The following is a 25,950-nucleotide window of genomic DNA, read 5'->3' on the forward strand; positions in this document are numbered from 1 at the left end:
CGACCGCTGAACGCGCACGACCGATGAAGAGGACTGAGATGACGTCACCCCTGCGCATCGCCATCGCCGGCGCCGGCCGGTTCGGCTCGCTGCACGCCCGCGCGTGGCACGAGGCCGGCGCCGAGATCGTCGCGGCCGTCGACATCGACGGCGAGCGGGCCGGGGCCCTCGCTGACGTGTACGGCGCCACCCGGCACGGCACCGACCTCGGCGTCGTGCTGGAGGACGCCGGGGTCGACGCGGTGGTCGTCGCGAGCGACGAGGCGTCGCACACGCGCCTCACCGACACCGCGATCGCGCACGGCAGCCACGTGTTCGTCGAGAAGCCGTTCGCGCTGAGCAGCGCGGAGGCGGCCCGCAGCATCCGCGCGGCTGAGGCGGCCGGACTGCAGCTCATCGCGGGCCACATCTCGCGGTTCGCGCAGCCCTACGCCTACATGCGCGAGGCCCTCGACGCGGGCCGGCTCGGCGAGCTGTGGAGCGTTCGCCTCCGCCGGGACTTCACGCGCAGCTGGCTCGCCGCCTTCGGCCACCGGGTGCACCCGGCCTGGGAGTCCTGCATCCACGACATCGACCTGGCGATCTTCTTCACGGGCGAACGACCCGAGTCGGTCTACGCGCTGCAGGTCATCGACGGCGACAGCGGGTTCCCCGCGTCGATGACGGCACTGCTCCGCTTCCCGTCGGGGCGCACCGTGACCATCGAGTCGGCGTGGAGCGTCCCGGACCGCGGGCCGCAGTCGCTCGCGGGCGCACTGGCGCTGGACGGCACCATCGCCGGCGCAGCCGAGCTCATCGGCTCGCGCGGCACCGTCACGCAGCGGCTCATCAACGACGCGCTCGTCGAGTGGAATGAGCAGGGCGTCTTCGCGCCCGATCTCTCGCTGTGGCCCGAGCGGAACGGCCGCGTCGGCGGCGCACTCCGCGAGGAGATCGAGCACGCGCTCGCGGTCTTCTCGGGCTCGATCGCGAACACCCGGATGCCGCACCGGGAGGCGCTCTGGAGCGTCGGGACCGCCGAGGCCATGATCCGCTCGCTCGAGAGCGGTCAGCCGGAGGCCGTGCTCACGGATTGAGGACGTTGCGCGGCGGGATCAGCCGCGCGAACGATTCGGCGGCCGCCGTCACGTCGAGGTGCGCGTCGCGCAGGACCAGCCCCCCGTGACCGGGGAAGAGCTGGTCGACGCCGAGCCCCGCGAGCGCGATGACACTCTCGGCGTACCGGTCGAGGCGGCAGTCCGGGATGGCCTGCAGGCTCACGAGCCCACCCGCGAACAGCACGTCGCCGGTGAACAGCGCCCGCGCCGCAGCGCCCTCGACGAGGAAGACCACGTGACCGTCGCAGTGCCCGGGCGCCGGCAGGCTCGTCACGCGCAGGCCCGCCAGGTCGATGACGTCGCCGTCGCCGAGGATGCGCTGCGGCGTGTGCGGGCGCAGCGCGAACTCGGCCGGGTAGACGCCGAGGTCCCTCGCGCGTGCGACCTGGGTGACGGACTCGTCGCCGGCCGTGAGTGCTGCGGCCGTGGTCTCGCCGGCCGCGACCGCCCAGCCGTGCGCGGCCGCGGCGGCCGCGCCGCCCGCGTGGTCGCCGTGATAGTGCGTGACGAGCACGAGATCGATCGCGTCACGATCGGCGACGGATGCCACGTTGGCGAACCATGCGTCGGCGCCGAGCCCGGTACCGGCGTCGATGAGCAGCCCGCGCGCACCGTCCCAGACGAGGTACAGGTTGGCGTCGTACGTGCTCGTGAAGGCCGGGCTCGCCTCGTCGGCGGTGCCCACGAGCCACACGTGCTCGCCCAGCCGGACGGCGCTCATGCCGCCGCGGTCCCTCCCGGCTGCGGCCGCACGGCCATCACGTCGATCTCGACGAGGATGTCCGCGAGCGTGCTGCCCACGGTGGTGCGCACCGGGTACGGGGCCGGGAAGCGGCGCTCGTACACGCCGTTGTAGGCGGCGAAGTCGCGGTCGAGGTGCTGCAGGTGCACCGTCGACTTGACGACGTCGGCGAGCGTGAGCCCGACGAGACCGAGCGCGGTCTCGACGTTGCTGATCACCTGCTCCGTCTGCGCCTCGATGCCCTCGGGCACGAGCCCGGTCGCCGGGTCCTGCGGACCGAAGCCGGCGGTGACCACGAACGTTCCGCAGTCGATGACGTGGCTGTACGGGCCCGCCGGGTTCGGGAGGGTGTCACTCGTGTGGGCGATCCTGGTCATGCGCGTTCCTGCCTCCGAAGGTCGAAATAGGTGTCGATGAGTGTGCCGTAGAGCCGGTGGGCCTCATGCAGCTGCGAGACGCCGACCTTCTCGTTCGCGCCGTGGGCGACGCTGATCCAGCCCGGGCCGAGACTCGCGATGGTCGGGATGCCGCCGCGGCCCATGAAATAGGTCGCGTCCGTCCCGCCGGGGAAGGCGGCGAACGGCACCGGCCGGCCGAGCACCGACTCGGCGGCCGACCGGGCGGCTCGGGCCACGGCCGTGGTGGGCGACAGCTCGACGGCCGGCATCCAGCCCTGGCCGCTGTCGAGGTAGCTGATCCGGTAGTCGACCTCGGCGGGGAGGGTGGCCCGGACGAGCGCGTCGATCTCGCGGTGGAGCGTCTCCTGACGCATCCCGGGGACGAGGCGGACCTCCATGCTGACGCGGCAATGACCGGGCCAGGTGCCGAAGCTCACGCCGCCGGTGATGAACATGCCGGGGTTCACGGTCGGTGCGCACTCGACCTCGCCGGGCGTGTCGACGGTCGGGGTGAAGGTCTCGAACGCGTGCAGCAGATCTGCGGCGTGCAGCGTGGCGTTGCGGCCGAGCGTGTGGGACAGCCCGCTGTGGCCCTGGTGGGCGAGGACGTCGATGTGAAAGCAGCAGATGCCCCGGGAGACGAGATAGACGGCCTCCCACGGGTCGGTGATGCCGCTCGGCTCGCCGATGACGATGTCGTCGAGGTCGGGCAGCAGCCCTTCGGCGGCGAGGGCCTTCGCGCCCGCGTCGGAGCCCTGCTCCTCGTCGGCCGTGAGCACGAGCGACACCCGGCCCGACGCCGGTCCACCGGAGGCCGCTCCCCCGCGGCCCGCGGCGAAGTCCTCGAGCGCGAGCATCATGGCGGCCACACCGCCCTTCATGTCGGTGCTGCCGAGTCCGAAGGCGTCGTCGCCCACGACCGTGAGCTCGAGCGGCGGCGTGTGCCACTCCGAAAGCGCGTCGCCGATGGGCTTGGTGTCCAGGTGGCCCGAGAGCCCGAGGTGCCCGGGTCCGCCGCGGTCGACCGTGATGACGAGATTGGGGCGCCCGGTGACGGGTTCGAGGACGCGAGCGTCGAATCCGCGGTCCTTCGCCCAGCTCGCGAGATGCCGGACGATCTCCGACTCCTGCGGGCCGGGGTTCTGCGAGTCGATGGCGACGAGTTCGCGGGTGAGCTCGAGCACGTCCATGGATTCTCCTGATCCTGCCGCGGACGCGTCGTCCCGGACTTGTGAAAACCGATCGTAGCTTTCAGAATGGCCTTCCACAATCTATCGGAGGTGAGACGGGTGCACGATCCCAGGGGCGGCACGCCGAGCGGAGGCACGCGCGCGCACCGGTTCGCATGCTTCGCTTGCGAGCACCGGGAAGACACGTTCACCTACGACTGCGCCGTGTGCGGCGGGCCGATGCTCGTCGACCCGGCCCCGGTGACGGCCGACGACCTGACGACGCCCGAGCTCGGTGCGCGCGGACCCTGGCGCTATCCCGCACTCCTGCCGCGCTCGACCGCACGCGTCACCATCGGCGAGGGTGACACGCCGCTCGTGGCGCTGCCGTTCGCCCATCGCGGCTCGAGCCCCGTCTACGCCAAGCTCGAGTCGCTCAATCCGTCGTTGTCCTTCAAAGACCGCGCGATGGCCGTCGGAGCGTCCGCGGCCGTGGATCTCGGCCTCCAGGGGCTCGTGGTCGCCTCGACGGGGAACGCGGCGGTGTCCGCTGCGACCTACGCCGCGGCCGCTGGACTCGCGTGCACCGTGCTCGTGGGGTCGGAGTCCCAGGCGGCGAAGAAGCTCGATGCCTGCCGCGCGCTCGGCGCCGAGGTCCGCGAGATCGAGGGCGACTACAGCGCCGCCTACGCTCGCGCCCGGACGCTCGAGGGCGAGGGCTGGATGAACGTGTCGACGACCTACCGCAATCCGCTGCTCGCCGAGGGGTACCGATCCATCGCGTTCGAGCTCATCGAACAGCTGGGCCGCACGCCGAGCAGGGTGATCGTGCCGATCGGAGCCGGCCCGCTCCTCCGCGGCGTCGAGCGCGGGTTCGCGGACGCCGTGGCGGCCGGGCGTGCCACGCACGTGCCGGCACTGGTCGGCGTGCAGGCCGAGCGGGTCGCGCCCATCCACGCCGCGTGGCGGCGCCGGCACGGCGATGGGAGCGCGTCGCCCACGCGTGGCGGCGCCACGCTCGCCACGGCGATCGCCGACCGACTCACGGGCTACGAGGCGCACGGCGACGTCACCATCGCCGCGGTCGAACGCACCGCGGGGACGGTCATGGCGGTCGACGAGACCGAGATCATCGCAGCCACGCGCCGGCTCGCCGCAGCCGGGATCTGGGTCGAGCCCTCCGCGGCCACCGCGCTCGCGGCGCTCGGCCATGGCGACGCCGCCGACCCGGGAGTGCGAGCAGCCCACCCGGCCCTCGGCGACGATGCGGACGGACCGGTCGTGCTCATGCTCACCGGCCACGGCATCAAGGCCCCCACCCTGCCGACGCGTGCGTGAGCGTCGGGTCGTCATGAGCCGGGCCCGATCAGCCGCGATTGATGTCCGTGCGCACTTCATACCGGTCGAAGCGGTAGCGCGAGCGGACGTACTGCATCGGACGACCCATGGTGTCGAAGAACGTGTCCACGATCTCGAGCGCCGGATAGCCGCGCGGCAGCTGCAGCAGCTCGCTCTCGCGATTCGAGGCGAGCACGGCGCGGACGACCCGCTCGGTCGACACGGGCGTGACGCCGCGCTCGGCCAGTCGTTCGTGGATGGAGCCCGAGAGGTCGGCACCCAGGAGCGCGGGCGCGAGCTGCGGCGGAAAGACGCTCATCTCATGGCACATGGGCTCGTTGTCCGCGTACCGCAGCCGCTCGACGAGCACCGGGCACTCCCCCGGCCGCAGGTCGAGCACCGCGATGGTCTCCACGTCGGGTGTGATGGTCTCGGCCCGCATGACCTGCGAGCTCGGAGTGAAGCCGCGCTGCCGCATGTCCTGCGTGAACGAGGTGAGCGTCGGGCCCATCGAGATCGTCGGCCGGCTGACGTAGGTCCCGCTCCCGGGCGTCTTCTTGACCCAGCCCTCCGCGACGAGCCGGCCGAGCGAATGTCGCACGGTCATCACGCTGACCCCGAACTCCTCGGCGAGTGCGCGCTCGGGCGCGAGCTTGGCCCCGATGGGCAGGCTGGAGCAGCGACTGCGGAGCGCGTCGAGGATCTCCAGGTACTTGGGTTGGACCATTCAGCGCCCCATCGTCGTAGGTGTCGTCTCCGGCAATTGTTCAGGAAACACGGAAGTCTTCGAAACACGTCCGTTATGTAGCAAAGCCTATATTGATCTAGAGCGGATCGTGCTATGGTCGCTCCAGCGTTGCACCAGACGGTCCTGAAAATGCCGTCACCGCGCCATTCTCACTGTCGAGTGGCGTTCCCATCAACCAGAAAGTTGTGAGATGCGATCTAAAGCAATTACGGCTGTGGCACTCGGAGCGGCGGCTGTGCTCGCCCTCGGCGCGTGTTCCGGCGGCACCGGCGGCTCCGAGTCCGGCGGGGACCAGGAGCTCGTGCTCTGGCACATGGAGGGCACGCCCAATCGCGTGGCCGCCTTCGAGTCACTGGCCGAGAAGTACAACGAGACCGACCCCGAGTACCCCGTCACGGTGCAGGTGCAGGACTGGGACCAGGTCTACACCAAGATCGCCGGCGCGGCGCAGTCGGGCAAGCAGCCCGACATCCTGTTCGCGATCCCCGACTTCGCCACGTACGTGCGCAACCTCGGGCTCGGCCAGCCGGTCACCGAGGTCGTCGACACGCTCGACAGCGACTACGGCCTGATCGACGCCGCCAAGGCGCCGTACCAGGACGAGGACGAGTACTGGGCCGTTCCGCTCTACGGCATGGTGCAGATGCTCTGGTACCGCGAGGACAAGCTCGCCGAGGCCGGCATCGAGGCGCCCACCACGTGGAGCGAGCTCGTGGCCGCCGCGCAGGCGCTCACCACCGACGGCACCAGCGGCATCGCGCTGCCCGCCGGCAAGAACCTCGCGACCGACCAGGTGCTCTACAGCCTGATGATCACGGGCGGCGCCGCGAACTTCTTCACCGAGGACGGGCAGGTCGACATCGACACGCCCGAGACCGTCGCCGCGTTCGAGGTCTACAAGGAGCTGCTGCAGTACTCCCCCACGGACTCCGCGAACTACGCGTGGGGCGAGCCGCAGGCGGCGCTGAACAGCGGCGCGGCCGCGATGGCGATCGAGAAGGGCCAGTACCTGGCCCCGTTCGCCGAGGAGTCGGGACTCGACCCCTCGCAGCTCGGCTGCGCACCCATCCCGGTGGCCGACGACGGCGGCGAGCCCGGCAGCATCTACTACTCGAACGGCGCCATGGTGCTGAGCGACGACGAGGCCAAGCAGGCCGGAGCCGGCGAGTTCCTCGAGTGGCTGCTCGAGCCCGAGAACTACGGCGACTTCCTGAACGCCGAGCCGGGTCTCTTCCTGCCCGTCACGACCGACGGCGCGGAGCTCGAGCAGTGGCGCTCCAACGAGGTGCTCACCACGTACGCCGAGTGCGTCGACGCGATGCTCGAGCAGTCCGAGACCGGCGAGCTGTTCGGCTTCGTCGACGGGCAGTACATCGACACGATCGGCGAGATCTCGGGCCAGAACTTCCTGGCGCAGGCCGTCCAGCAGATGTACGTCAACGGCATGACCGCCGAAGAGGCGGCGGCGTGGGCCCAGGAGCAGATGCAGGCGGCGATCGGCTGACGATGACCAGCTCGGTAACGAGCCGTCCGGCGGCGCTGGCGGAGACCCGTCAGCGCCGCCCCTCGTCGGCTCCCGCTCCAAAAATGAGGCAGAGCTCGGGTGAGCGCATCCTGGGCTACGCGCTCATCGCCCCGATCGTGATCATCATGGGACTCGTCATCGCGTTCCCCCTGGTCAATGCGGTCATCACGAGCTTCCAGGACCAGCGCACGATCGGCAGCCCCGCCGACTTCGTCGGCTTCGACACCTACTTCAAGGTGCTGGGCGACAGCGCGTTCTGGGAGGCGCTCGGCCGTTCGGGCATCTGGCTCGCGGTGAACATGATCGTGCAGACGATCCTCGCGTTCGCGACCGCACTCCTGCTGCAGCGCACGAGCCGCTGGTCGCGCGCCGCACGCACCTGGATCGTCCTGCCGTGGGTCATCCCCACGGTCGCGGTCGCCGTGGTCTGGCAGTGGATGCTCAACAGCAACTACGGCATCGTCACGCAGCTCTTCCGAGGCATCGGCATCGATCTCGGCTCGCCGTTCGGCGACTCCTCGGTCGCGCTCATCGCTGTGATCCTCGTCAACAGCTGGCACTGGTTCCCGCTCAGCGCCGTCGTGATCTACGGCGCGCTCGCGACCGTGCCGGGCGAGGTGCTCGAAGCCGCGAAGATGGATGGCGCGGGCGCCTGGCGCACGTTCTGGGCCGTGACGTTCCCGCTCCTGCAGCCCGTGCTCTTCGCGCTCGCGCTCGTGGGCTCGCTCTGGTCGTTCAACGTGCTCGACACCATCTACCTGATCACCGGCGGCGGCCCCGTCGGTTCCACGACGACCATGCCCGTCTACGTGTACGACACCGCGTTCAGCGCGTTCCGCTCCAGCCAGGCGGCTGCCGCGAGCGTCCTGACCGTGATCGTGCTCGGCATCGCGGCTCTGCTCTTCGTGCGCTTCGCCCGTCCGAAGGAGGACTCGTGACCAGCCTCACCGCGTCCCGCCGATCGGGCCGCACGCTACGCCACCGGCTGGGGGCTGTGCCCCGGGTCATCGCCTGGATCGTGCTCACGGTCATCGTGCTCGGCCCGCTGTACTGGATCGCCATCTCGGCCTTCAAGGGCCGTGAGGAGATCATCCGGTCGACGCCGACCTTCTGGCCCGAGACGTTCACGCTCTCGAACTTCGAGCAGCTGTTCATGTCCACCGAGTACCCGGTGTTCCTCACGAACAGCATCATCGTCGCAGTGGCGACGACGGTCGTCACGGTGATCGTCTCGCTCGCCGCCGCGTACGGCCTGTACCGGCTGAAGGTGCCGGGCAGCGGCAAGATCGCCGGCATCGTGCTGCTGTCGTACATGATCCCCGGCACGCTCCTGATCGTGCCCCTGTACCGCACGCTCGCGGGCCTCGAGCTCATCGACACCCACGCGGGGATCGTGCTGGTGAATGTGGCCTTCACGGCTCCGTTCTGCACGTGGCTGCTGCGCGGCTTCATCTTCGCCGTCCCCCGGGAGATCGACGAGGCGGCCGCGATCGACGGCGCTGGTCCGACGAGGACCATGATGCAGATCGTGCTGCCCCTGCTGCTGCCGGGCATCGCGACCGTCGCCGTGTACTCGTTCGTGTTCTCGTGGACGGAGTTCGTGTTCGCGTCGCAGTTCATCGTGAGCGACGCGCTGCAGACCCTGCCCATCGGCCTGAGCGCGATCATCGGCCAGTACACCGTCAACTGGGGGCTCGTCATGGCCGGGACCCTGTTCACCCTCCTCCCGACCGTCGTGCTCTTCCTCTTCGTCGGGCGCTACTTCGTCGGTGGCCTGATCGCGGGAGCGACGAAATGACCGACATCGCGACGGGCCTCATGCGGCCGACGCGGACGTACCTCGGCACCACGGAGGAGCTGCTGCACTCCGCGATCGAGCTGGCGGCCGCGCCGCTCGAGCTCGCCGGACGGATCGTGGCCGAGTGCTTCGACCGGGACGGGATGCTCTACGTGTTCGGCAGCGGGCACTCGCACGTCTTCGCCGAGGAGGCGTTCTACCGCGCCGGTGGCGCGGCACGCGTCTGCCCCATCCTGAAGCCCGAGCACATGCTGCACGAGGGCGCCAGGCGGAGCACCGAGCTGGAACGTCAGTCGGGGCTCGCGGCCGCCCTCCTCGACCCGTACGAGATCGACCCGACGGTCGACGTGCTGCTCGTCGTCTCGAACTCGGGCGCGAACGCGCTCCCCGTCGAGGTGGCCGAGACCGCACGCGCACGCGGCATCACCGTGATCGCGATCACGTCGGTGGCCTACGCGACCGCGTCGACGAGCCCGGGCGGCCGGCTGCACGAGGTCGCGGACGTCGTGCTCGACAACCAGTGCCCGCCCGGTGACGCGCTCGTGGCGCTCGGCGACGACCTGCCTCGCGTGGGCCCCGCGTCGAGCGTCGTCGGGCTCGCGCTCCTCAACGCGATGATCGTCGAGGCCCTGGCGAGGCAGACGGCCCAGGGGCACCGGCCCGACATCTACCTGAGCGCGGGCATGCCCGGTGCGCGTGAGCACAACGCGCGCACGGCCGAGCGATTCAGCCTCAGGAACCCGCATATCTGATCGCCCCGGCCCGAGCGCGCGACGGCCGACTGCGACACGACCCGCGTCACCCACCCGAACCGAGTAGCAAAGGAAACCTGCACATGAAACTGAGCTTCGAAGTCTGGCCCAACATGCCCTGGGGGCGTCTCGAAGCGGCCGGCCCGGCCTGGAACTCGTGGGGCGACCTGCCCTCGCCGGAGACCGCGACCAAGGTGGCGGAGTACGGCTACGACGCCGTCGACTTCCTGCTCGGCCACCTGATGAACGGCCCGGCGAGCGAGTACGAGGCCAACCTCGCCGCGACCAAGGCGGCGGCCGACGCCGCCGGCATCGAGATCGGATACGTCGCGAACCACACCACGTTCGTGAGCCCGCGCGAGTACGACCGCGAGCGCGGCATCGAGAGCTTCAAGAAGGCACTCGATGCGGCCAAGGCACTCGGCGCGAAGTCGGCCTGCACCCTGCTCGGCGACGGCTTCTACGACCCGCCCCTGAACGTGCTGATGTCGCGCAAGGAGGCCTGGCGCCAGGCTCGCGAGGCGATCACCGAGGTGTGCGACTACGCGTCGAAGCTGGACCTGAACGTGAGCATCGAGCTGCTCCAGGGCACGATCCTCAACAAGGTCGAGTCGGTCGAGCGGATGTTCGACGAGATCGGCGCCGCGAACCTCCGGATGACCATGGACACCGGCGCGTTCTACGTCGCCGTGAAGCCGTTCATGAGCGTCACCGAGGGCATCAAGCGGCTCGCGCAGTACATCGACATCGTCCAGATCAAGGACGAGGTCGGGCTGCCGACCATCGTGAACACCAACCACATCTGGTTCGGCGGCGGCCTCGTCGACTTCCGCGAGACGTTCGACGCGCTCACGGAGATCGACTTCGACGGCTACGTGAGCGTCGAATGGGAGGGCTGGCAGGTCGGCGGCAACATCGGCGTCGGCGAGCCCGCGGGCATCGGCCTGGCGAACTTCGACCGCGTCGCCGAGGAGTCGCTCGAGTTCCTCCGTGAGTACGGGTTCACGACCGCGAAAGAGCGTGCGTGACCGACGCTTCCGCTCCGGTGCTCATCGGCATCGACGTCGGGACGACGGGGGTCAAGGTCATCGGCCTCGACCCCCGTTCCGGCGTGGTCGCCGCTGCGGCCGCGCGCGAGTATCCGAGCACGACGGCCGCCGACGGCACGCATGAGCAGGACCCTGCCGCGTGGTGGGAGGCCGTCGCCGCCTGCACCAGGGCCGTCGTCGACGCCCTGCCCGGCCGGCCGGTCGCGGGCGTCGGGCTCTCGGGCCACATGCACTCGCTGCTGCTCGTCGACGCCGACGGCGAGGCCGTGCTCCCCGCGATGACATGGGCGGACCGGCGCTCGGCGGCGGAGACGACCCGGCTCGCGGGCGACCCGCGATTCCGCGAGACGGCCGGGAACGACGTCGTCGGCGCGTTCACGGCCCCGAAGCTCGCCTGGGCGGCGCGGACGCACCCCGATGCGGTCTCGCGCGCGAGCCGCCTCGTGCTCACCAAGGATCTCATCGGCCACCGGCTCACCGGTGCGTGGGCCACCGACGAGACCGACGCCCTCGGCACCCTGCTCTACGACTTCCGCGCGCAGCGCTGGAGCCCCGAGCTGTTCCAGGCGACCGGGGCCTCACCCGAGCTCGGCCAGCCGGTCCTCGCGTCGACCGCGATCCGCGGGGTCGTCCATGAGGCCGCCGCCACCGCGACCGGGCTTCCGGCGGGGACGCCCGTCGTGGCGGGCGCGGGCGACGTCTCCGCCTCGGTCGTCGGCGCGGGCGTCGTTGACCGCAGCCGGATGGTGCTCAACGTGGGCACCGCGGCCCAGGTGATGGGCGTCAGCCCCATCCCCGACCCAGGCCCCGGCTTCCTGTTCGGCTCGGCGACCGGCGAGGGCTTCGTCACGATGGCGTCGCTCTACGCGGCGGGTGCGAGCGTCCGCTGGGCCGAGCGCACCGTGCTCGGCGGCGCCGACATCAACGAGGCGGCCTCGACCGCGGAGGCCGGGTCCGCCGGGCTCACCTATCTGCCCTTCATGTTCGGCTCGACCGTCCCACGCAAGAACGATGCCGTCCGGGCCGCGTTCCTCGGCCAGACCGAGCAGCACGGCACCGCCGAGCTCGCGGGCGCGGTGCTCGAGGGCATCGCGTTCGCATGCGCCGACGCGATCGACGCGGTCGCCGAGGTGACCGGACGGCCCGACGTCGTCCACCTCGTCGGCGGGGTGACCAGGTCGGAGCGGTGGCGTCAGGCGCTCGCGAGCGTGGTCGACGCACGGCTCGAGCTCGTGCCCGACGGCGGCTCGGCGCTCGGCGCCGCGGTGCTCGCGGGCCTCGGCACCGGCGTCTACGCCTCCGCGGCCGATGCCGCCAACGCCATCGCCACCGTTCCCGTGCCGCTCCCCGACGAGCGCGACGTGCACCGCTCCCGGCACGCCCGCGATCGATATCGTGAGTGGTGCGAGCGGCTGCTCTGAGCCGCATCCGCCGCCCCTGACATCCACCCTCCGCGGCGCCCGACGCCGCGCCCAGCCCGCCCACCCGTTCGAGAGAGAGCACCAGTGCAGGTCATCATCGCGAAGGACGCCGACGACGTCGGCGAGATCGCCGCAGGAATCATCGCCCGCCGGATCGAGACGGACGACCTCTCGGTGCTGGGCGTGGCGACCGGCAGCTCCCCGCTCCCGGTCTACCGAGCGCTCGAGCGTCGCCACCCGGCCGGACTCGGCGAGCTGACCGTCTTCGCGCTCGACGAGTACGTCGGCCTGCCGTACGAGCATCCCGAGAGCTACCACTCGGTCGTCGAACGCGAGGTCGCTGCGCCGCTCGGCCTGCGGCGCGACCGCGTGCACGTGCCGGACGGCATGGCCGACGACCTCGATGACGCGTGCCGGCGATACGAGGAGGCCATCGACCAGGCCGGCGGCGTCGACCTGCAGATCCTCGGGGTCGGCGCGAACGGGCACATCGGGTTCAACGAGCCGACGTCGTCGTTCACCTCGCGCACGAGGGTCAAGACCCTGGCGCAGGCGACCCGGGACGACAATGCGCGCTTCTTCGACCGCCCCGAGGACGTGCCCATCCACTGCATCACCCAGGGGCTCGGCACGATCATGTCGGCCCGATCCGTGCTCCTCGTCGCGCAGGGCACGGCGAAGGCCGCCCCCGTCGCCGCCGTGGTGGAGGGCAGCGTGACGAGCATGTGCCCCGGCTCGATCCTGCAGATGCATCCCGACGCCACGATCGTGGTCGACGAAGCGGCAGCCGCGCAGCTCACGCTCGCCGAGTACTACCGATTCGTCTACGACAACCGCCCCGACTGGCAGCGCTGACGGGCGCACGCCGCCGACCGACGCCGCCCGCTGCCGCCACCGCCGCCCGCTGAAGGAGCATCCCATGACCGACGCCCCCGCCCGCACCGCCCTCTCGCCCCGGCTGGCCGAGACGCCCCTGGTCGCCGTGCTGCGCGCGGACGCGGCCACGCAGTACGACCCGGTCGTCGACGTCCTCGTCGAGCACGGCATCCGGTCGATCGAGCTCACGCTCACGACCCCTGACACGCTCGACCGCGTCGCGAGTCTCGTCGAGCGGGTCGGCGACGTCGCCGACGTCGGCGTGGGGACGGTCACGACGGCCGAGCAGGCCCGGACGGCGATCGAGCGCGGAGCCGACTACCTCGTGACGCCGGTCTGGCTCCCCGGGGTCGTCGAGGTCGCCGTCGCCGCCGGCACCCCCGTGTTCCCGGGCGCGTTCACCCCCAGCGAGGTGTTCGCGGCGTGGACGGCGGGCGCGACCGCGGTCAAGATCTTCCCCGCGCAGACCGTCGGCGCGGTGTACGGGTCGCACCTGCGCGGCCCGTTCCCCGACCTGGAGTTCATCCCGTCGGGCGGCGTCGCCGAGGCGGACGTGCTCCCCTGGCTGCGCGCGGGTGCCGCCGCCGTGAGCGTCGGCGGCCCGCTGCTCGGCGACGCGTTCTCGGGCGGGTCGCTCACGGCGCTCGCCGATCGCGCGAAGCGCTTCCGCGATCTGGTCGGCGAGTTCGCGGTCACACGATGAGCCCGGCCGAGGCTGCAGCTGCGTCGGGCGGCGTCGTCACGATCGGCGAGACGATGGCGCTCATGTCCACGCGCGGCCACGGGCCGCTCGCGCACAGCCCGGGCCTCGACCTCGGGATCGGCGGCGCCGAGAGCAATGTCGCGATCGGCGTGCGACGACTCGGCGTCCCGGCCACCTGGATCGGGAAGGCCGGCCGGGATCCGCTCGGTGACCTCGTGGTCCGCGAGATCGCGGCCGAGGGGGTCAGGGTGCTCGCCATACGCGACGCCGAGGCGCCCACGGCGCTCATGATCAAGGAACGTCGCACGGCCGCGCACACCTCGGTCTGGTACTACCGCACGGGTCACGCCGGTTCCCGCCTGCGCGCCGACGAGATCGACCTCGACGCCGTGCGGTCGGCTGCCGTCCTGCACGTCACCGGGATCTCGCTCGCGCTCTCCGACACGCTCGCCGAGACCGTCGAACAGGCCATCGCGGTCGCGCACGACGCAGGCGTCCCGGTGTCGTTCGATCTGAACTACCGCGGCAAGCTCTGGTCACCAGAGACCGCAGCCGCCGCCTACCGGCGCGTCATCCCGCAGTGCCACGTCGTGTTCGCGGGCGACGACGAGGCGCGCATCGCGCTCGGCACGCCCGAGGAGACCGACCTCGATCCCGGCGAGCTCGCGGCGCGCCTCGCCGAGCTCGGGCCCGATCAGGCCGTGGTCAAGCTCGGGCCGCGCGGCGCCGTCGCGCTGGTCGATGGCGTGGCGTACGAGCAGCCGGCCATCCCCATCACGCCGCTCGACACCGTCGGCGCGGGCGACGCGTTCGTCGCCGGATACCTCGCAGAGCTCGTGGGCGGGGCCGGGGTGGTGCAGCGGCTGCGCACCGCGGTCACCGCTGGCGCGTACGCCTGCCTGAGCGAGGGCGACTGGGAGGGTCTGCCGCGACGCGACGAGCTGGCCGGCCTCGTCGCGGGCGACGTCTCACGCTGATCCGCCCGCGATGCCTCGCATCATCGCTCGGTCCGCGGTGCCGGCATCGGGGTCTCGCCGCGTCAGCCGGACGAACGCGACGGCGAATCCCGCCAGCAGCCCGCCGACCCCGTCGGCCGCGAGGTCGCCGATCGTGTCGGTGTAGGTCACGAAGATCTCGTCGGTCACGAACGTCTTGCCGAGCCACTCGATCATCTCCCACATCGCGCCGAGCGCGAGCCCCAGCGCCGTGACGACCACCACCGGCGTGCGGCGGAGTGTGCCCTCGCCCCGAGCCGCCGGAACGACGTCGAGGCGCGCCAGCGCCAGGTAGAGCAGCGCGGCGAGCACTCCCGTGCACACGACGTGCATGACGAGGTCCCAGCCGGGCACGCTTCGGTAGAGGTCGAACACGTTGCTCCACGCGGCGGCAAGCACGACGAGGCCCGACACGAGGTCGAAGCCGGCGCGCGCGCCGAGGAACCTCGGCGCGAAGACGGCCGGCAGCGCGGCGGCCACCACGCCCGCGTCGGTCGGCGCGAACCAGATGAACGCCGCGGCGATGCCGAGCACGCCGAGCGCCCGCACGAGGTCGGCACCCCATTCCAGCGGGGTCCGGGGCAGCCGGAGGAAGTCGTCGATCATGCCGCGCTCCCCTCGATGTGCAGGACCGCCTGCACGGGGAGATGGTCGGAGGGCCAGGCTCCGTCGATCCGGCGCGCGTTGATCGCCACGCGGTCGACGGTGACGCCCTGCGACACGAGGATCCGGTCGAGCCGCGGCCCGCTCGGGCGAGGCATCCGATAGCCGCCGTATGTGCCGACCTCGGCCGTGAGCCGCCGCTCCCCCGCCGTCCACGCGTCGACGAGCAGCCCGCCCGCGAGCAGCGCACGGACCGTGCGCGACCGGTCGCCCGCGTTCAGATCGCCGGTCACGATGGTGGGCGCGTCGCCCACCATCGAGCGGAGGACGGCGACCGAGCGCAGCCGCGATCGGGACGAGAACGGGTCGAGATGGGTGTTCACGACCCTGAGCTCGCGGCCCGTCGAGCGGTCGCGGAAGCGGGCGACGACCGCGATCCGCGGCATGAGGTTGCCCCAGGAGCGCGAGCCGTCACGATGCAAATGCTCCGACAGCGCGTGCTGGCTCCACTCGAGCAGCTCGAGCCGGCGGACGTCGTAGACGACGGGGCATCCCTCACCCGTCCGTCGCCGCCCCCGACCGTAGCCGACCGGCCGATGCCCCGGCCCGAGCGCGGCGAGCACCTCGCGCAGCTGGCGCGGCACCGCCTCCTGCAGGCACAGCAGCGTCGGCCGCTCGGCGGCGAGGAGCGCACGCACCAGTGCGCGGCGGTGCGACCAGCGATCGGCACGACGCCAGGCGAGCCGCCCGAGCGGCCGCCTGATGTTGAAGGTCATGACGGCAAGGCCCGGCGACTCGACCGGTCCCACGACCGGCTGGCCTGCGCCGGCGCTCGATTCCGGGATCAGTCGAAGATCCCGTCGAGCACGCTGCCGATGACGAGACCCCCGAGGATGCCGCCCATCATGTCGCCGCCGCCACCGCGCGGGCGGCCGCCGCCCCAACCGCCGCCGCCACCCCACGGGTCCTGCGGGCGGGACGAGTCGATGTCGCGCCGCGCGAGATGCAGCGCCTCGCCCGCGAGGTGCGCCGTGCGACGGGCCATCGCCATGGCCTGCTCGCGATCGTCTTCATCGATCGCGGTGGCCGTGGCCGCACGCCCGAGCAGATGGTCGAGCTCGGCGCGGATCCGGTCGGCCTCGGCGAGCCGTGTGCGGGCGTCGGCGCCGATCCAGCCACGGTGCCCGGCGATCAGGTCGCGGGCCACGGCGAGCTGGCGGTCCGCATCGTCGATCGCGTGGATGACGTGGTCGAGCGGCGGGATGGGTCGTGCCGCACGCTCGCGCGCCGCAGCGATCGCCGCGTCCAGGCCGGCGTTGGCGTCGCGGAGCCGGTCGAGGTGCGTGAACGGATCCGCGTTGACGCCGCCCGCCGGCAGCGCCGCGAGCGCGGCCTGCAGCTCGGCGATCGCGGCCGTGACCTTGGGCGATGCGGGCTCTTTGAGCGCCACGACGAGGTCACCGCGCGAATCCTCGACGATCGCGCCCAGCGTCGACTCGGCGCGCAGCGCCTCGACCTCGAACGTCTCGACCGCGTCGAGCAGGGTCGCCGCACGACGCACCGACTCGGTCGCGGCCTCGAGTGCGAGGTTGGCCTGCTCACGCTGTCCGGCCTCGCGCCGGCGCTCGGCGACGCCCGCGCTGTGCTCCGCGAAGCCGAGGAGCTGGTCGGCCTCACCCGGGTTGGCCTCCACCTGGGCGAGCGCATCGGCGGCATAGCGTGCGGCGAGGCGCGCCACGGTCTCCCGCGCGTGCGGGATCCGCTCGCGCAAGCGCGAGGCATCCGCTCGCACCTGCGCGAGGATCTCGGGAGCCCGACGCGCCCGCGCGATCTTGTCGGCGAGGGCGGCCGTGTGATCGTCGAGGAGCTCCTCGCCCCACTCGCACAGCTGCACGATCCGCGCGTTGCGGATGCGCAGCTCTTCGGCGGTGTCGGGGATCTCGTCGTGGTTGAGCTGATGCAGCCGGAACGCCTCGCCCATGTGCGTGCGCACCGCGGTGAGCGCCTCCGCGAGCCCGGTCGTCGCCTCGGGGCCGAGCTCGGCCTCCGCGAAGACCAGTTCATCGGAGGTCACCCGGATGCGCTCGTCGGCGGCGACCAGGGCCGCTCTGGCGCGCTGAGCGAGGTCGGCGTCCTGCGCCTGCACCTGCTGCTCCTGCTCGCGACGGCGCTTGCCCCAGAATCCGGCCATGCCTTCGATCCTATTCGCCGGAACCGAGCACACCAGCTCGGCGAGCCCATCTGGGACGTCGTGCACGGTACCGCGAAGGCTCGCGGCATGCCACGATAGTGAGGTTCGTTCATGATCGGGGTGGCGTGGGCGCCGAGACGCGTTGGCGGCAGCATGCCCGAGCCGACTGGACGAAGGAGCGAAACGTGGCAGAGGATGCGCACGCCGACATGCTGGTGATCTTCGGGATCACCGGAAATCTCGCGAAGGTGATGACCTTCAGATCGCTCTACCGACTCGAGGCGCGGGGCCTGCTGGACTGCCCGATCCTCGGGGTGGCGTTCGAGGATTGGACGCTCGACCGACTCGTCGACCGCGCGCGTACCGCGATCGCGTCGAAGGGCGAGCCCATCGACGAGGCGGTCTTCGCGCGCCTCGCGCAACGACTGAGCTATGTGCACGGCGACTTCTCCGATCCGGCGACCTACGCCCGGGTCGCCGAGGCGATGCACGGGGCGACGACACCGGTCTTCTACCTCGAGGTCCCGCCCGGACTGTTCTCGACGGTCGTCGCCGGGCTGGCCGGAGCCGGGGTCGCGGCGGACGCCAGGTTCGTGATCGAGAAGCCGTTCGGCCACGACCTGGCGTCGGCGCGCAGACTCGCCGCGGACCTGCACCAGCACGTCCGGGAATCCCAGATCTTTCGGATCGACCACTACCTCGGGAAGATGGGCCTCGAGGAGATCCTCTACCTGCGGTTCGCGAACACGATGCTCGAACCCGTGTGGAACCGGAACTACGTCGCATGCGTGCAGATCACGATGGCGGAGGACTTCGGGGTCTCGGACCGGGGCCACTTCTACGACCCGGTCGGCGCGCTCCGCGACGTGGTCGTGAACCACCTCATGCAGGTGTTCGCGGCCGTCGCGATGGAGGCGCCGTCACACGGCGACACCGAGACGATCACGGACATGGAGACGGCGCTCTTCCGGTCCACCGCCGACGCCGATCCCAGCGCGTACGTGCGCGGCCAGTTCGAGGGATACCGCGACATCGACGGGGTCGCGGCCGACTCCACGACCGAGACGTACTGCGCACTCCGGCTCGAGGTGGACAACTGGCGCTGGGCTGGCGTGCCGTTCTTCATCCGCGCGGGCAAGATGCTGCCGATCAGGCAGACCGAGGCGCGGCTGGTCTTCACGCGGCCACCGAACCTCGGCTTCGGCCAGTTCGACGCGACGAGCGAGTCCGATCAGCTCGTGATGCGCCTCGACCCGTCGACCGGCCTCCGGCTTCAACTCAACGCGCACCGTGCAGACACGCCCGAGCCCGGCCCCGTGACGCTCGACCTGCGTTTCGCGGAGGAGGGCGGCGAAGGCCCGACCCCGTACGAGGTGCTCCTGCACGCCGCACTCGTCGGCCGCCGTGCCCGCTTCTCCCGACAGGACACCGTCGAGGCCGCCTGGCGGGTGATGCAGCCGCTGCTCGACCATCCCCCGGCGGTCCAGCCGTACGCCCCGAAGACCTGGGGCCCCGCCGCAGCCGACGCGCTCGTCGCCGGCGTGGGCGGCTGGCGGAAGCCGTGGCGGTGAGGGACTGGCATCAGTACGGCAATTTGCCGTACACTGGCTCGATGAGCAGCGCGACGAAGGACGACCGTCTTGAGTTGCGCCTGACCAAGGCGCAGAAGCAGGAGATCGAGCAGGCTGCGAGCATCTCGGGACGCTCGGTCACTGAGTTCTCAGTGCCGCTCCTCGTCGATCAGGCCCGGGAGGTGATCCGTCACGAGCGGGAGCTCCGAGTCTCGAAGGAGGCTTGGGACACGTTCAACGCGGTGCTGGACCGCCCGGCGCAGCCGGTGAAGGAACTGGCAGAGCTCCTCAGGCGGCCATCGGTCTTCGTCGACTGAGCATGTTCGAGCGTCCGCGTCCGCTTGCCGCCTCCGACGATCGCGCCGGCTTCATGAGCGCGGAACCGTCATTGAACGAGTGGCTCGCGCGGCGAGCCCTGAGGAATGAGAAGGCCGGGAACTCACGCACATTCGTCAGCATCGAGCGCGGCTCGCGGGTCGTGGCGGGCTACTACTGTCTGTCGTCGTGCTCGCTGATTCGAGACGACGCTCCGTCTCAGATGCAGCGCAACGCGCCCGACCCGATTCCCGGCATCCTGATCGGGCGCCTCGCGGTCGACAGCCGTTTCGAAGGACGCGGCCTCGGCCGGTCCCTCTTGCAGGATGCCGTACTGAAGGGCATCCAGGCTTCGCGCCTCATCGTCGCCCAGGCCTTCATCGTCCACGCGCTCAGCGCATCGGCCGTCTCCTTCTACGCGAAGTACGGTTTCGAGTTGATGCCCGGCAGCGAGCGCGCGATGTATCTGCGGGTCGCCGATGCGGAAGCGACGTTGGGCGTCGTCGCAGCGGAGTGAGCGACAGCAGCCGGCATCGCCCAGAACGGCTGCTCAGAGGCTGCGGGGTGCTTCCAGGTCGTCGGCGAGGCGGTCCGCCTGACGCGCCACGGCCTCCTGCTCGGCCTCGCTCAGCGGGGGCAGCCCGACCTGGTCGGCCGGAATGCCCGCATACGGGTCAGCGCCGGGGAACTCCTGGTCGAAGGAGCCCGCGACGATGCCCCCAGGGGGCACCTCGTCACCCGCGGCGCCCAACAGCGTCTCCTCGCCGGCGGCCTGCTCAGGTACGTCGTCTCCGAGGTGCTTCCGATGCCACTCGCCGCTCATGTCGTCTCCCACCAGGTCCGAAGCTCCACACCGAAGGTCGGGCGACGCCGTCGTTCGCCTGCATCATGCACGGAGTGTCGATGAAGTCTACGACGTGCGAGCGCCGCACTCACAGACGCGGATCGACCGGCTCGGACTCCATCGCCAGGACGGCGAACACGGCCTGATGGACACGCCAGAGCGGTTCGCGTCTCACGAATCGTTCGAGCGCTTCGAGTCCGAGCGCGTACTCGCGAAGGGCGAGCGCGCGCTTGTGTGCGACGTTGCGCTCGCGGAGCCGGGACAGGTTCGCCGGCGCGGTGTAGTCGGGTCCGTAGATGATGCGCAGGTACTCGCGTCCGCGGACCTTGATTCCCGGCTGGACGAGCCCTCGGCCTGCCCTCGTGAGGTTGGCCATCGGCTTGACCACCATGCCCTCCCCGCCGTTCGCGGTCAGCTCCTCCCACCAGATGGTGGCTTCGGTGACGGATGCCTCGTCGTCGAGCCGCACGGATCGAGATCGCGTGACCCGGATCAGCTCGCCGTCCGCCGCGGCGAGTCGTGCCGCGATCTCGAGGTGCCAGGAGTGCGGTCGCGTCTCGAACGTCCGGCCTTCGGCGGCGAGGAGTTGGAACGGTGCGAGCTGAACGCCTTTCAGTCCGTCGGATTCGGCCGCGTACGCGCGATAGGCGTCGACGTAGCTCTCGGCATCCTCCTTTCGCTGACGTGTCCGCTGAAGGAGATCTCGCACCTCCACGCCACCCGCGGAGGCCTGCTCGAGGGCGGCGACGGCCCGTGGGAGGGCCGCGGTCGCGCCCGCACCGACGGAAGCGTACTGCGCTCGGATCAGCTCCCCCGCCTTGAGCGACCACGGCAGGAGCTCGGCATCGAGTACGAGCCAATCCGTTTCGAGCTCGGCCCACAGCCCGGCTTGCTCGACGGCGGCATCGAGCCGCTGAAGGAACTCATCGGTCAGCCGGTCGTCGAAGAACGCGCGACCGGTCCGGGTGAAGACCACGCCGCGCCAGCCGGCCGGCGCATCGAAGCGTTGCGGATTCCGGGTGAGCACGACGACCGCACGCGAGCCCATGTGCTTCTCCTCGCACACCAGGTCGTTGACGCCCTCGCTGCGGTAGTAGGCGAAGGCCTCGTCCGGGTGCTCGAGCAGGTGCTCCCGCTTGGACGTGGCCGGGGGGCTCATCGTCGGCGGGAGGGTGACGAGCCAGCGCGGATCGATCGACCAGCGGCTGATCACCTCGAGTGCGCCCGCGGCGAAGTCCTCGCGGACGGTGATCCGGCCGTGCGATCCGGTCTCGACGATCTGTTTTCCGAGCACGTCGTCGATGGACAGCGTGCCCGCGGCCCGCTCCGTCTTCGGCTCGGCTGGAGGAGCCAGAGGTTTCACCGGCACGTACCAGACCTGCTCCGCCGGCACCGAGACGATCTCCCGCTCGGGGTAACGGAGCGCCGTCAGCCGCCCGCCGAACACGCAGCCGGTGTCGAGGCACATGGTGTTGTTGACCCACTCGGGCTCGAGGGTCGGCGTGTGCCCGTAGAGCACCATCGCCGCACCGCGGTAGTCCTCGGCCCATCGGAGACGAACCGGGAGTCCGTATTCGTCGGTCTCACCGGTGGTGTCGCCGTACAGCGCGAACGCGCGCACCCGGCCCGACGCCCGCCCGTGGTAGGACTCGATCAGTCCGGCGTGGGCGACCACGAGCCGTCCATCGTCGAGCACGAGGTGACTGATCAGACCGTGTGCGAACTGCTCGACATCGGCACGGAACTCCGGGCTCTCCGCCGCGAGCTGGCTGAGCGACTCGGCCAGGCCGTGACCGGTCTGCACCTTCTTGCCCTGCAACGCGCGCACCAGTTTGGCCTCGTGGTTTCCCTGCACGGCGAGCGCATGCCCGTTGCGGACCATGCCCATCGCGAGTCGCAGGACTCCTGGCGTGTCGGGCCCGCGATCGACGAGGTCGCCGAGGAACACGGCCCGACGGCCGTCGGGGTGCTCGGCATCGACCGCTCGACCGGTGTCGTCGCGCTGCAGCTCGTAGCCGAGCTCACCGAGGAGCGCTTCGAGCTCCGAACGGCATCCGTGGATGTCGCCGATGACGTCGAACGGACCGGTCTCGCCTCGAAGGTCGTTGAGCAGCGGCTCGCGGACGATCGTGGCGGCCTCGATCTCCTCGACGCCCCCGAGGATGTGGATGCGACGGAAGCCCTCCCTGCCGAGCCCCCGCATCGAACGCCTGAGGGCGTCCTGCTGGCGCTTGATCACGCCCACGCCGAAGGCGCGGTCGGCGCGCGCCTCAGTGCGATCGATGCAGATGCGTTCCGGCACATCGAGCACGATCGCCACCGGGAGCACGTCGTGAGCGCGGGCGAGCTCGACGAAGCCCCGGCGGTCCTCAGAACGCACGTTCGTCGCGTCGACGACGGTCAGGAGACCAGCGGTGAGCCGCTGCGCCGCGACGAAGCGCAACGCCTCGAATGCCGAGGCCGTCGCGGCCTGGTCGTTCTCGTCGTTCGACACGAGGCCCCGGAAGAAGTCGCTCGACAGCGTCTCGAACGGTGCGAACTTCTCGCGCGCGAACGTCGACTTGCCGGATCCGCTCGAGCCGATGAGCAGGACAAGGGCCATCTGCGGGATTCTGAGTTCGGCCATCGGTCACACCCTCCTGAACACTGCGAGCTGGGTGGGCGATCCCACGGACGCGTCGACGTCACCGATCGACCGGTACTCGACCGTGTAGCCGTTGCGCTCGGCGACGCCGCCCGCCCAGGCGGCGAACTCCGCCCTGGTCCACTCGAATCGGTGGTCGGGGTGGCGGTACCGTCCGGCGGGCAGCGTCGGATACACGACGTTGTACTCGGCGTTCGGGGTCGTCACGATGACGGTGCCCGGTCGTGCATCGCCGAAGACGGAAGACTCCATCGCGGGGTGGCGCTCGGGATCGATGTGCTCGATGACCTCCATCAGGACGACGGAGTCCAGATCCCGAATCCGTGGGTCCTGATACGTCACCGACGACTGGATGAGCCGGACGCGCTCACGCTGCCGATCGCTCAGCTCGCGAAGACGCAGCGCCTCCTCGGCCGCGTTCAGACCGCGCATCGAGACATCCGCCCCGACGATCTCGGTGAACGACGCATCCGCCATCAGACGACGCAGCAGCGCACCCTCGCCGCAGCCGAGGTCCGCGACGCGCTGCGCGGAGACATCCTTCAATGCGGCGACGACCGCCTCGGTCCGCAGCCGAGCGAGCGGAGTCGTGGTCTCAGGAACCGGCTCGTCGTTGGGAACGTCGTCGCCGACCTCGACCAGCCGAGCGGTGGCGTCGGCGACCATCGATCGCTGATGGGCGAGGTAGCGGCGCGTGATGAGCTCGCGCTCTGGATGCTCCGGCAGCCAGCCCTCCCCCGCTCGCAGCAGCTTGCCGACCTCGTCATCGCTGACCCAGTAATGCTTCGCATCGTCGAGGACCGGGAGCAGCACATATATCTGTCGCAACGCGTCGGCCACGCGCTGCACGCCGACCAGCCGAACGTTCGAGTACGGCGACCTGCCCCACCCCGGAAATTCCGGGTCGAGCGGGATCTGGGACTCGGTCACCGTCCACCCGAGCGGCTCGAACAGTCGGCCGATCAGCCTCTCGGCGCCCCGGCTCGGGACCGCCGTGAGTTCGATGTCGAGCGGGATCGGCGAGGCTGCGAGCTCGGGCCGCGCGTCGCAGCGTCCCGTCATGGCGGTCCGGAACACGTGCCGCATCGCGACCGCGAGCATGGACGAGGACGCGTAGGGACGGTCGTTGACGTAGTGGCCGAGCGAGAACGAGTCGTTTCGCCCGAGACGTCGGTTTCGTACCAGCGAGATCGGATCGACCTCGAGCATGAGGGCTGCCGTGCACCGCGCTTCGTCCGTCTGCGGGTAGAACACGTGAGCGCTGCCGACACTCAGATCGAAGGTCTGCAGCTTGCCGGGATGCTTGTGCAGCAGGTAGCCCAGGTCGGTCGCGTCCGGACCGGAATAACTGATGGTGAGCAGCACTGACATCCGATGTTCGAGCGGGCACGCGTCCGCTCAGACTAGCGGCAGCCGTCGCGCCTGACGCGGGGACGGTCAGGTCACCGGTGAGCATTGAACCCGCTCTCACGCACTGGCTGTACAGCGGGGAGGTCGGCGCCTTCTCGGTGCTGATGATCTGTCTGTTCATGGGACCGGAGCATATGCCCATCCGTCGGGGGCTGGACCGGGCGGGGCGACCCTCTCATGAACGGCCCGTAGTGCTGTCCGTAGGGCCCGCATACCCAGGAGGGTCACCCATCACCCGAAGGCAGTGTCACCAAACAACCGAAACAGTGTCACCCGGATACCAAACCGCACCCATCAAGCGAAACGACACACGACGACCGTAGGGCGGACGGGACTTGAACCCGTGACCGATGGATTATGAGTCCACTGCTCTAACCGGCTGAGCTACCGCCCCGCTCATCGAGGCTGGGACCGGCGCTATTCGGGAAGCGCCGCCGACTCGACGTCGGTGACCGGGTCGGCCACCGGCCTTCCACGATACAGGCTCTCGAACGTGTTCAACGTGGTCTGGATGTCGTGCGGGGCGATCATGCGGAGCGAGCCCTCTTTGAGCGCCCGGTACTCGTCGTCAGGGGCTTCGAGCACCGTCCGGAGCTTCGCGGCGAGGTCCTCGGCGTTGCTCGGTTCGAAGAGGAAGCCGTTCTCGCCGTCGTGCACGAGGTGCGGCAGCGCCATCGCGTTCGCGGCGACGACGGGCAGTGCCGACGCCATCGCCTCCATGGTCACGATCGACTGCAGCTCTGCGATCGACGGCATCGCGAGCACGCTTGCGCGATGGTACGCCTCGCGGAGCTCTTCGTCGGTCACGTAGCCGGTGAACGTGACCCGGTCGGCGAGCCCGAGCTCGGCGGCGAGCTGCTGCAGGTTCTTGAGCTGGTCGCCGCCGCCCACGATCTCGACCTTGGCGTCGAGTTCGGCGGGCAGCAGGGCTGCCGCGCGTAGCAGCACGTCGATCTGCTTCTCACCCGTGACGCGGCCGACGAACAGGATGCGGTTCTCGGTGCGCGGCTCCCAGTTCGGCGAGTACTTGTGCGCGTCGATTCCGCAGGAGATCGCGTGCACGCCGCGCAGCCCCGTGTGCTTCTCGAGGAACTGCGCCGCCTTGCGGGTCGGCGTCGTGACCGCCTGGGCCCGGCCGAAGCTGCGCCCGGCGGCCTTCCAGGCGAGCCCCACCGCGAAGTCCTGCACCCACTTCGGGAGCAGCGTGAACTCGAGCATGTTCTCGGGCATGAAGTGGTTGGTGCCGACGATGCGGATGCCGCGCTTCTCGGCCTCGACCGACAGGCCGCGGCCGACCACGATGTGCGACTGGAAGTGCACCACGTCGGGCTGGACCTGGTCGATGACACGCGCACTGTTCTGCTTGATCCGCCACGGCAACGCGAAGCGCAGCCAGTCGTGCGGGTACCAGCGCCACGAGTACAGCCGGTGGGCCGTGACCTCCTGGCCCTCGTGGATCTCCGTCCAGGTGCCGTGCTTGCGGCTCGCCGCCGGAGCCATGACGTGCACGTCGTGCCCGCGCTCGACGAGTCCGGCCGCGAGCCGTTCGGCGAATCGCGCGGCCCCGTTCACGTCGGGCGCGAACGTGTCCGCTCCGATGAGGATGCGCAGCGGGCGGTCGGGCTCGGCGGCCTCGACGGGCGACGCACCGGATGAATCAGGCACGGGGTGTGGTTCCTCACAGTTCGGTCGGGGGCGATCGGCCCTCCGATGGCTGGCGCGGTTCGTGGCGCGCGCGGGCTGTGTCAGAACATAGTCTAC

Annotated in this window: 25 protein-coding genes and 1 tRNA gene; 14 read left to right on the plus strand and 12 right to left on the minus strand. The window is 70.6% G+C overall.

Features of this window, described 5'->3' with window-relative positions; translation table 11 throughout:
* Positions 1 to 38: 38 nt before the first annotated feature.
* On the plus strand, positions 39 to 1,076 hold the full coding sequence (locus RH864_RS10110; RefSeq protein ID WP_310517418.1) for a Gfo/Idh/MocA family protein: 1,038 nt from the start codon (positions 39 to 41) through the stop codon (positions 1,074 to 1,076).
* On the opposite strand, the gene RH864_RS10115 is transcribed toward RH864_RS10110, so the two are convergent.
* From RH864_RS10115 to RH864_RS10125, 3 genes are read right to left on the minus strand one after another with little or no spacing between them, the layout of a single operon-like run.
* Positions 1,066 to 1,818: an MBL fold metallo-hydrolase gene (locus RH864_RS10115; protein WP_310517419.1), complete on the minus strand. Its 753-nt coding sequence runs from the start codon at positions 1,816 to 1,818 to the stop codon at positions 1,066 to 1,068. The two genes, RH864_RS10110 and RH864_RS10115, sit on opposite strands and share 11 nt — an antisense overlap.
* Positions 1,815 to 2,216, minus strand: a complete 402-nt coding sequence (locus tag RH864_RS10120; RefSeq protein WP_310517420.1) for a RidA family protein — start codon at positions 2,214 to 2,216, stop codon at positions 1,815 to 1,817. Before RH864_RS10120 ends, RH864_RS10115 begins: the two co-directional genes overlap by 4 nt.
* Positions 2,213 to 3,427, minus strand: coding sequence for a M20 family metallopeptidase (locus RH864_RS10125; RefSeq protein WP_310517421.1), 1,215 nt, complete (start codon positions 3,425 to 3,427; stop codon positions 2,213 to 2,215). The genes RH864_RS10120 and RH864_RS10125 overlap by 4 nt, the downstream gene beginning before the upstream one ends.
* A gap of 99 nt (positions 3,428 to 3,526) precedes the next feature.
* Between RH864_RS10125 and RH864_RS10130 the strand changes: the two genes are divergently transcribed.
* Positions 3,527 to 4,744, plus strand: coding sequence for a pyridoxal-phosphate dependent enzyme (locus RH864_RS10130; RefSeq protein ID WP_310517422.1), 1,218 nt, complete (start codon positions 3,527 to 3,529; stop codon positions 4,742 to 4,744).
* A gap of 28 nt (positions 4,745 to 4,772) precedes the next feature.
* Here the strand turns inward: RH864_RS10130 and RH864_RS10135 are convergent, their stop codons facing one another.
* Entirely contained in the window at positions 4,773 to 5,471 is a 699-nt protein-coding gene (locus tag RH864_RS10135) for a GntR family transcriptional regulator (RefSeq protein ID WP_310517423.1), read from the minus strand.
* Positions 5,472 to 5,706: 235 nt separating this feature from the next.
* Here RH864_RS10135 and RH864_RS10140 point away from each other — a divergent pair, with 235 nt between their 5' ends.
* The 9 genes from RH864_RS10140 to RH864_RS10180 all read left to right on the plus strand — a co-directional run bounded on the left by RH864_RS10140 (position 5,707) and on the right by RH864_RS10180 (position 14,593).
* On the plus strand, positions 5,707 to 6,996 hold the full coding sequence (locus RH864_RS10140) for an ABC transporter substrate-binding protein (RefSeq protein WP_310517424.1): 1,290 nt from the start codon (positions 5,707 to 5,709) through the stop codon (positions 6,994 to 6,996).
* 83 nt (positions 6,997 to 7,079) lie between these two features.
* Positions 7,080 to 7,955 (plus strand): carbohydrate ABC transporter permease, encoded by an 876-nt coding sequence (locus RH864_RS10145; RefSeq protein WP_310517425.1) that lies wholly within the window; start codon positions 7,080 to 7,082, stop codon positions 7,953 to 7,955.
* Entirely contained in the window at positions 7,952 to 8,815 is an 864-nt protein-coding gene (locus RH864_RS10150) for a carbohydrate ABC transporter permease (protein ID WP_310517426.1), read from the plus strand. The genes RH864_RS10145 and RH864_RS10150 overlap by 4 nt, the downstream gene beginning before the upstream one ends.
* Positions 8,812 to 9,567: an SIS domain-containing protein gene (locus RH864_RS10155; RefSeq protein ID WP_310517427.1), complete on the plus strand. Its 756-nt coding sequence runs from the start codon at positions 8,812 to 8,814 to the stop codon at positions 9,565 to 9,567. Before RH864_RS10150 ends, RH864_RS10155 begins: the two co-directional genes overlap by 4 nt.
* Positions 9,568 to 9,650: 83 nt before the next feature.
* Complete coding sequence (locus RH864_RS10160) at positions 9,651 to 10,595, plus strand: sugar phosphate isomerase/epimerase family protein (RefSeq protein WP_310517428.1); 945 nt, start codon at positions 9,651 to 9,653, stop codon at positions 10,593 to 10,595.
* Positions 10,592 to 12,037 (plus strand): xylulokinase, encoded by a 1,446-nt coding sequence (locus RH864_RS10165; RefSeq protein ID WP_310517429.1) that lies wholly within the window; start codon positions 10,592 to 10,594, stop codon positions 12,035 to 12,037. The genes RH864_RS10160 and RH864_RS10165 overlap by 4 nt, the downstream gene beginning before the upstream one ends.
* Before the next feature lie 84 nt (positions 12,038 to 12,121).
* A complete protein-coding gene (nagB, locus tag RH864_RS10170) occupies positions 12,122 to 12,892 on the plus strand; it encodes a glucosamine-6-phosphate deaminase (RefSeq protein WP_310517430.1) in 771 nt (256 codons plus the stop codon).
* A gap of 64 nt (positions 12,893 to 12,956) precedes the next feature.
* Positions 12,957 to 13,616 carry a bifunctional 4-hydroxy-2-oxoglutarate aldolase/2-dehydro-3-deoxy-phosphogluconate aldolase gene (locus RH864_RS10175; protein ID WP_310517431.1) on the plus strand — a complete coding sequence of 220 codons (660 nt, stop codon included), beginning with the start codon at positions 12,957 to 12,959 and terminating at the stop codon, positions 13,614 to 13,616.
* Positions 13,613 to 14,593, plus strand: a complete 981-nt coding sequence (locus RH864_RS10180; protein WP_310517432.1) for a sugar kinase — start codon at positions 13,613 to 13,615, stop codon at positions 14,591 to 14,593. The genes RH864_RS10175 and RH864_RS10180 overlap by 4 nt, the downstream gene beginning before the upstream one ends.
* Here the strand turns inward: RH864_RS10180 and RH864_RS10185 are convergent.
* From RH864_RS10185 to RH864_RS10195, 3 genes are all read right to left on the minus strand, one after another.
* Positions 14,585 to 15,217, minus strand: coding sequence for a hypothetical protein (locus RH864_RS10185; protein ID WP_310517433.1), 633 nt, complete (start codon positions 15,215 to 15,217; stop codon positions 14,585 to 14,587). The two genes, RH864_RS10180 and RH864_RS10185, sit on opposite strands and share 9 nt — an antisense overlap.
* Complete coding sequence (locus RH864_RS10190; RefSeq protein WP_310517434.1) at positions 15,214 to 15,990, minus strand: endonuclease/exonuclease/phosphatase family protein; 777 nt, start codon at positions 15,988 to 15,990, stop codon at positions 15,214 to 15,216. The genes RH864_RS10185 and RH864_RS10190 overlap by 4 nt, the downstream gene beginning before the upstream one ends.
* Before the next feature lie 68 nt (positions 15,991 to 16,058).
* Positions 16,059 to 17,405, minus strand: a complete 1,347-nt coding sequence (locus tag RH864_RS10195) for a hypothetical protein (protein WP_310517435.1) — start codon at positions 17,403 to 17,405, stop codon at positions 16,059 to 16,061.
* Between the two features lie 185 nt (positions 17,406 to 17,590).
* On the opposite strand from RH864_RS10195, the gene zwf reads away from it, so the two are divergent.
* Genes zwf through RH864_RS10210 form a run of 3 tightly spaced genes read left to right on the plus strand, consistent with a single transcriptional unit; the run spans position 17,591 to position 19,808 of the window.
* A complete protein-coding gene (gene zwf / locus RH864_RS10200; RefSeq protein ID WP_310517436.1) occupies positions 17,591 to 18,976 on the plus strand; it encodes a glucose-6-phosphate dehydrogenase in 1,386 nt (461 codons plus the stop codon).
* 41 nt (positions 18,977 to 19,017) lie between these two features.
* The gene (locus RH864_RS10205) at positions 19,018 to 19,293 is read left to right on the plus strand and encodes a type II toxin-antitoxin system TacA family antitoxin (RefSeq protein ID WP_310517437.1); all 276 of its coding nucleotides are present in this window, start codon (positions 19,018 to 19,020) and stop codon (positions 19,291 to 19,293) included.
* A 2-nt stretch (positions 19,294 to 19,295) separates the two neighbouring features.
* Positions 19,296 to 19,808, plus strand: coding sequence for a GNAT family N-acetyltransferase (locus tag RH864_RS10210; RefSeq protein ID WP_310517438.1), 513 nt, complete (start codon positions 19,296 to 19,298; stop codon positions 19,806 to 19,808).
* Positions 19,809 to 19,841: 33 nt separating this feature from the next.
* Here RH864_RS10210 and RH864_RS10215 read toward each other — a convergent pair whose 3' ends face one another.
* The 5 genes from RH864_RS10215 to RH864_RS10235 all read right to left on the minus strand — a co-directional run bounded on the left by RH864_RS10215 (position 19,842) and on the right by RH864_RS10235 (position 25,854).
* Positions 19,842 to 20,114: a hypothetical protein gene (locus RH864_RS10215; protein WP_310517439.1), complete on the minus strand. Its 273-nt coding sequence runs from the start codon at positions 20,112 to 20,114 to the stop codon at positions 19,842 to 19,844.
* A gap of 109 nt (positions 20,115 to 20,223) precedes the next feature.
* Positions 20,224 to 22,761, minus strand: coding sequence for a polynucleotide kinase-phosphatase (locus RH864_RS10220; protein WP_310517440.1), 2,538 nt, complete (start codon positions 22,759 to 22,761; stop codon positions 20,224 to 20,226).
* A 3-nt stretch (positions 22,762 to 22,764) separates the two neighbouring features.
* Positions 22,765 to 24,144: a 3' terminal RNA ribose 2'-O-methyltransferase Hen1 gene (locus RH864_RS10225; protein WP_396129962.1), complete on the minus strand. Its 1,380-nt coding sequence runs from the start codon at positions 24,142 to 24,144 to the stop codon at positions 22,765 to 22,767.
* Positions 24,145 to 24,509: 365 nt separating this feature from the next.
* A tRNA-Ile gene (locus RH864_RS10230) sits at positions 24,510 to 24,583 on the minus strand.
* Positions 24,584 to 24,606: 23 nt separating this feature from the next.
* Positions 24,607 to 25,854 (minus strand): glycosyltransferase, encoded by a 1,248-nt coding sequence (locus tag RH864_RS10235; protein ID WP_310517442.1) that lies wholly within the window; start codon positions 25,852 to 25,854, stop codon positions 24,607 to 24,609.
* Positions 25,855 to 25,950 lie beyond the last annotated feature (96 nt).

The sequence above is a fragment of the Agromyces aerolatus genome, assembly GCF_031432255.1.
Taxonomy (GTDB): Bacteria; Actinomycetota; Actinomycetes; order Actinomycetales; family Microbacteriaceae; genus Agromyces.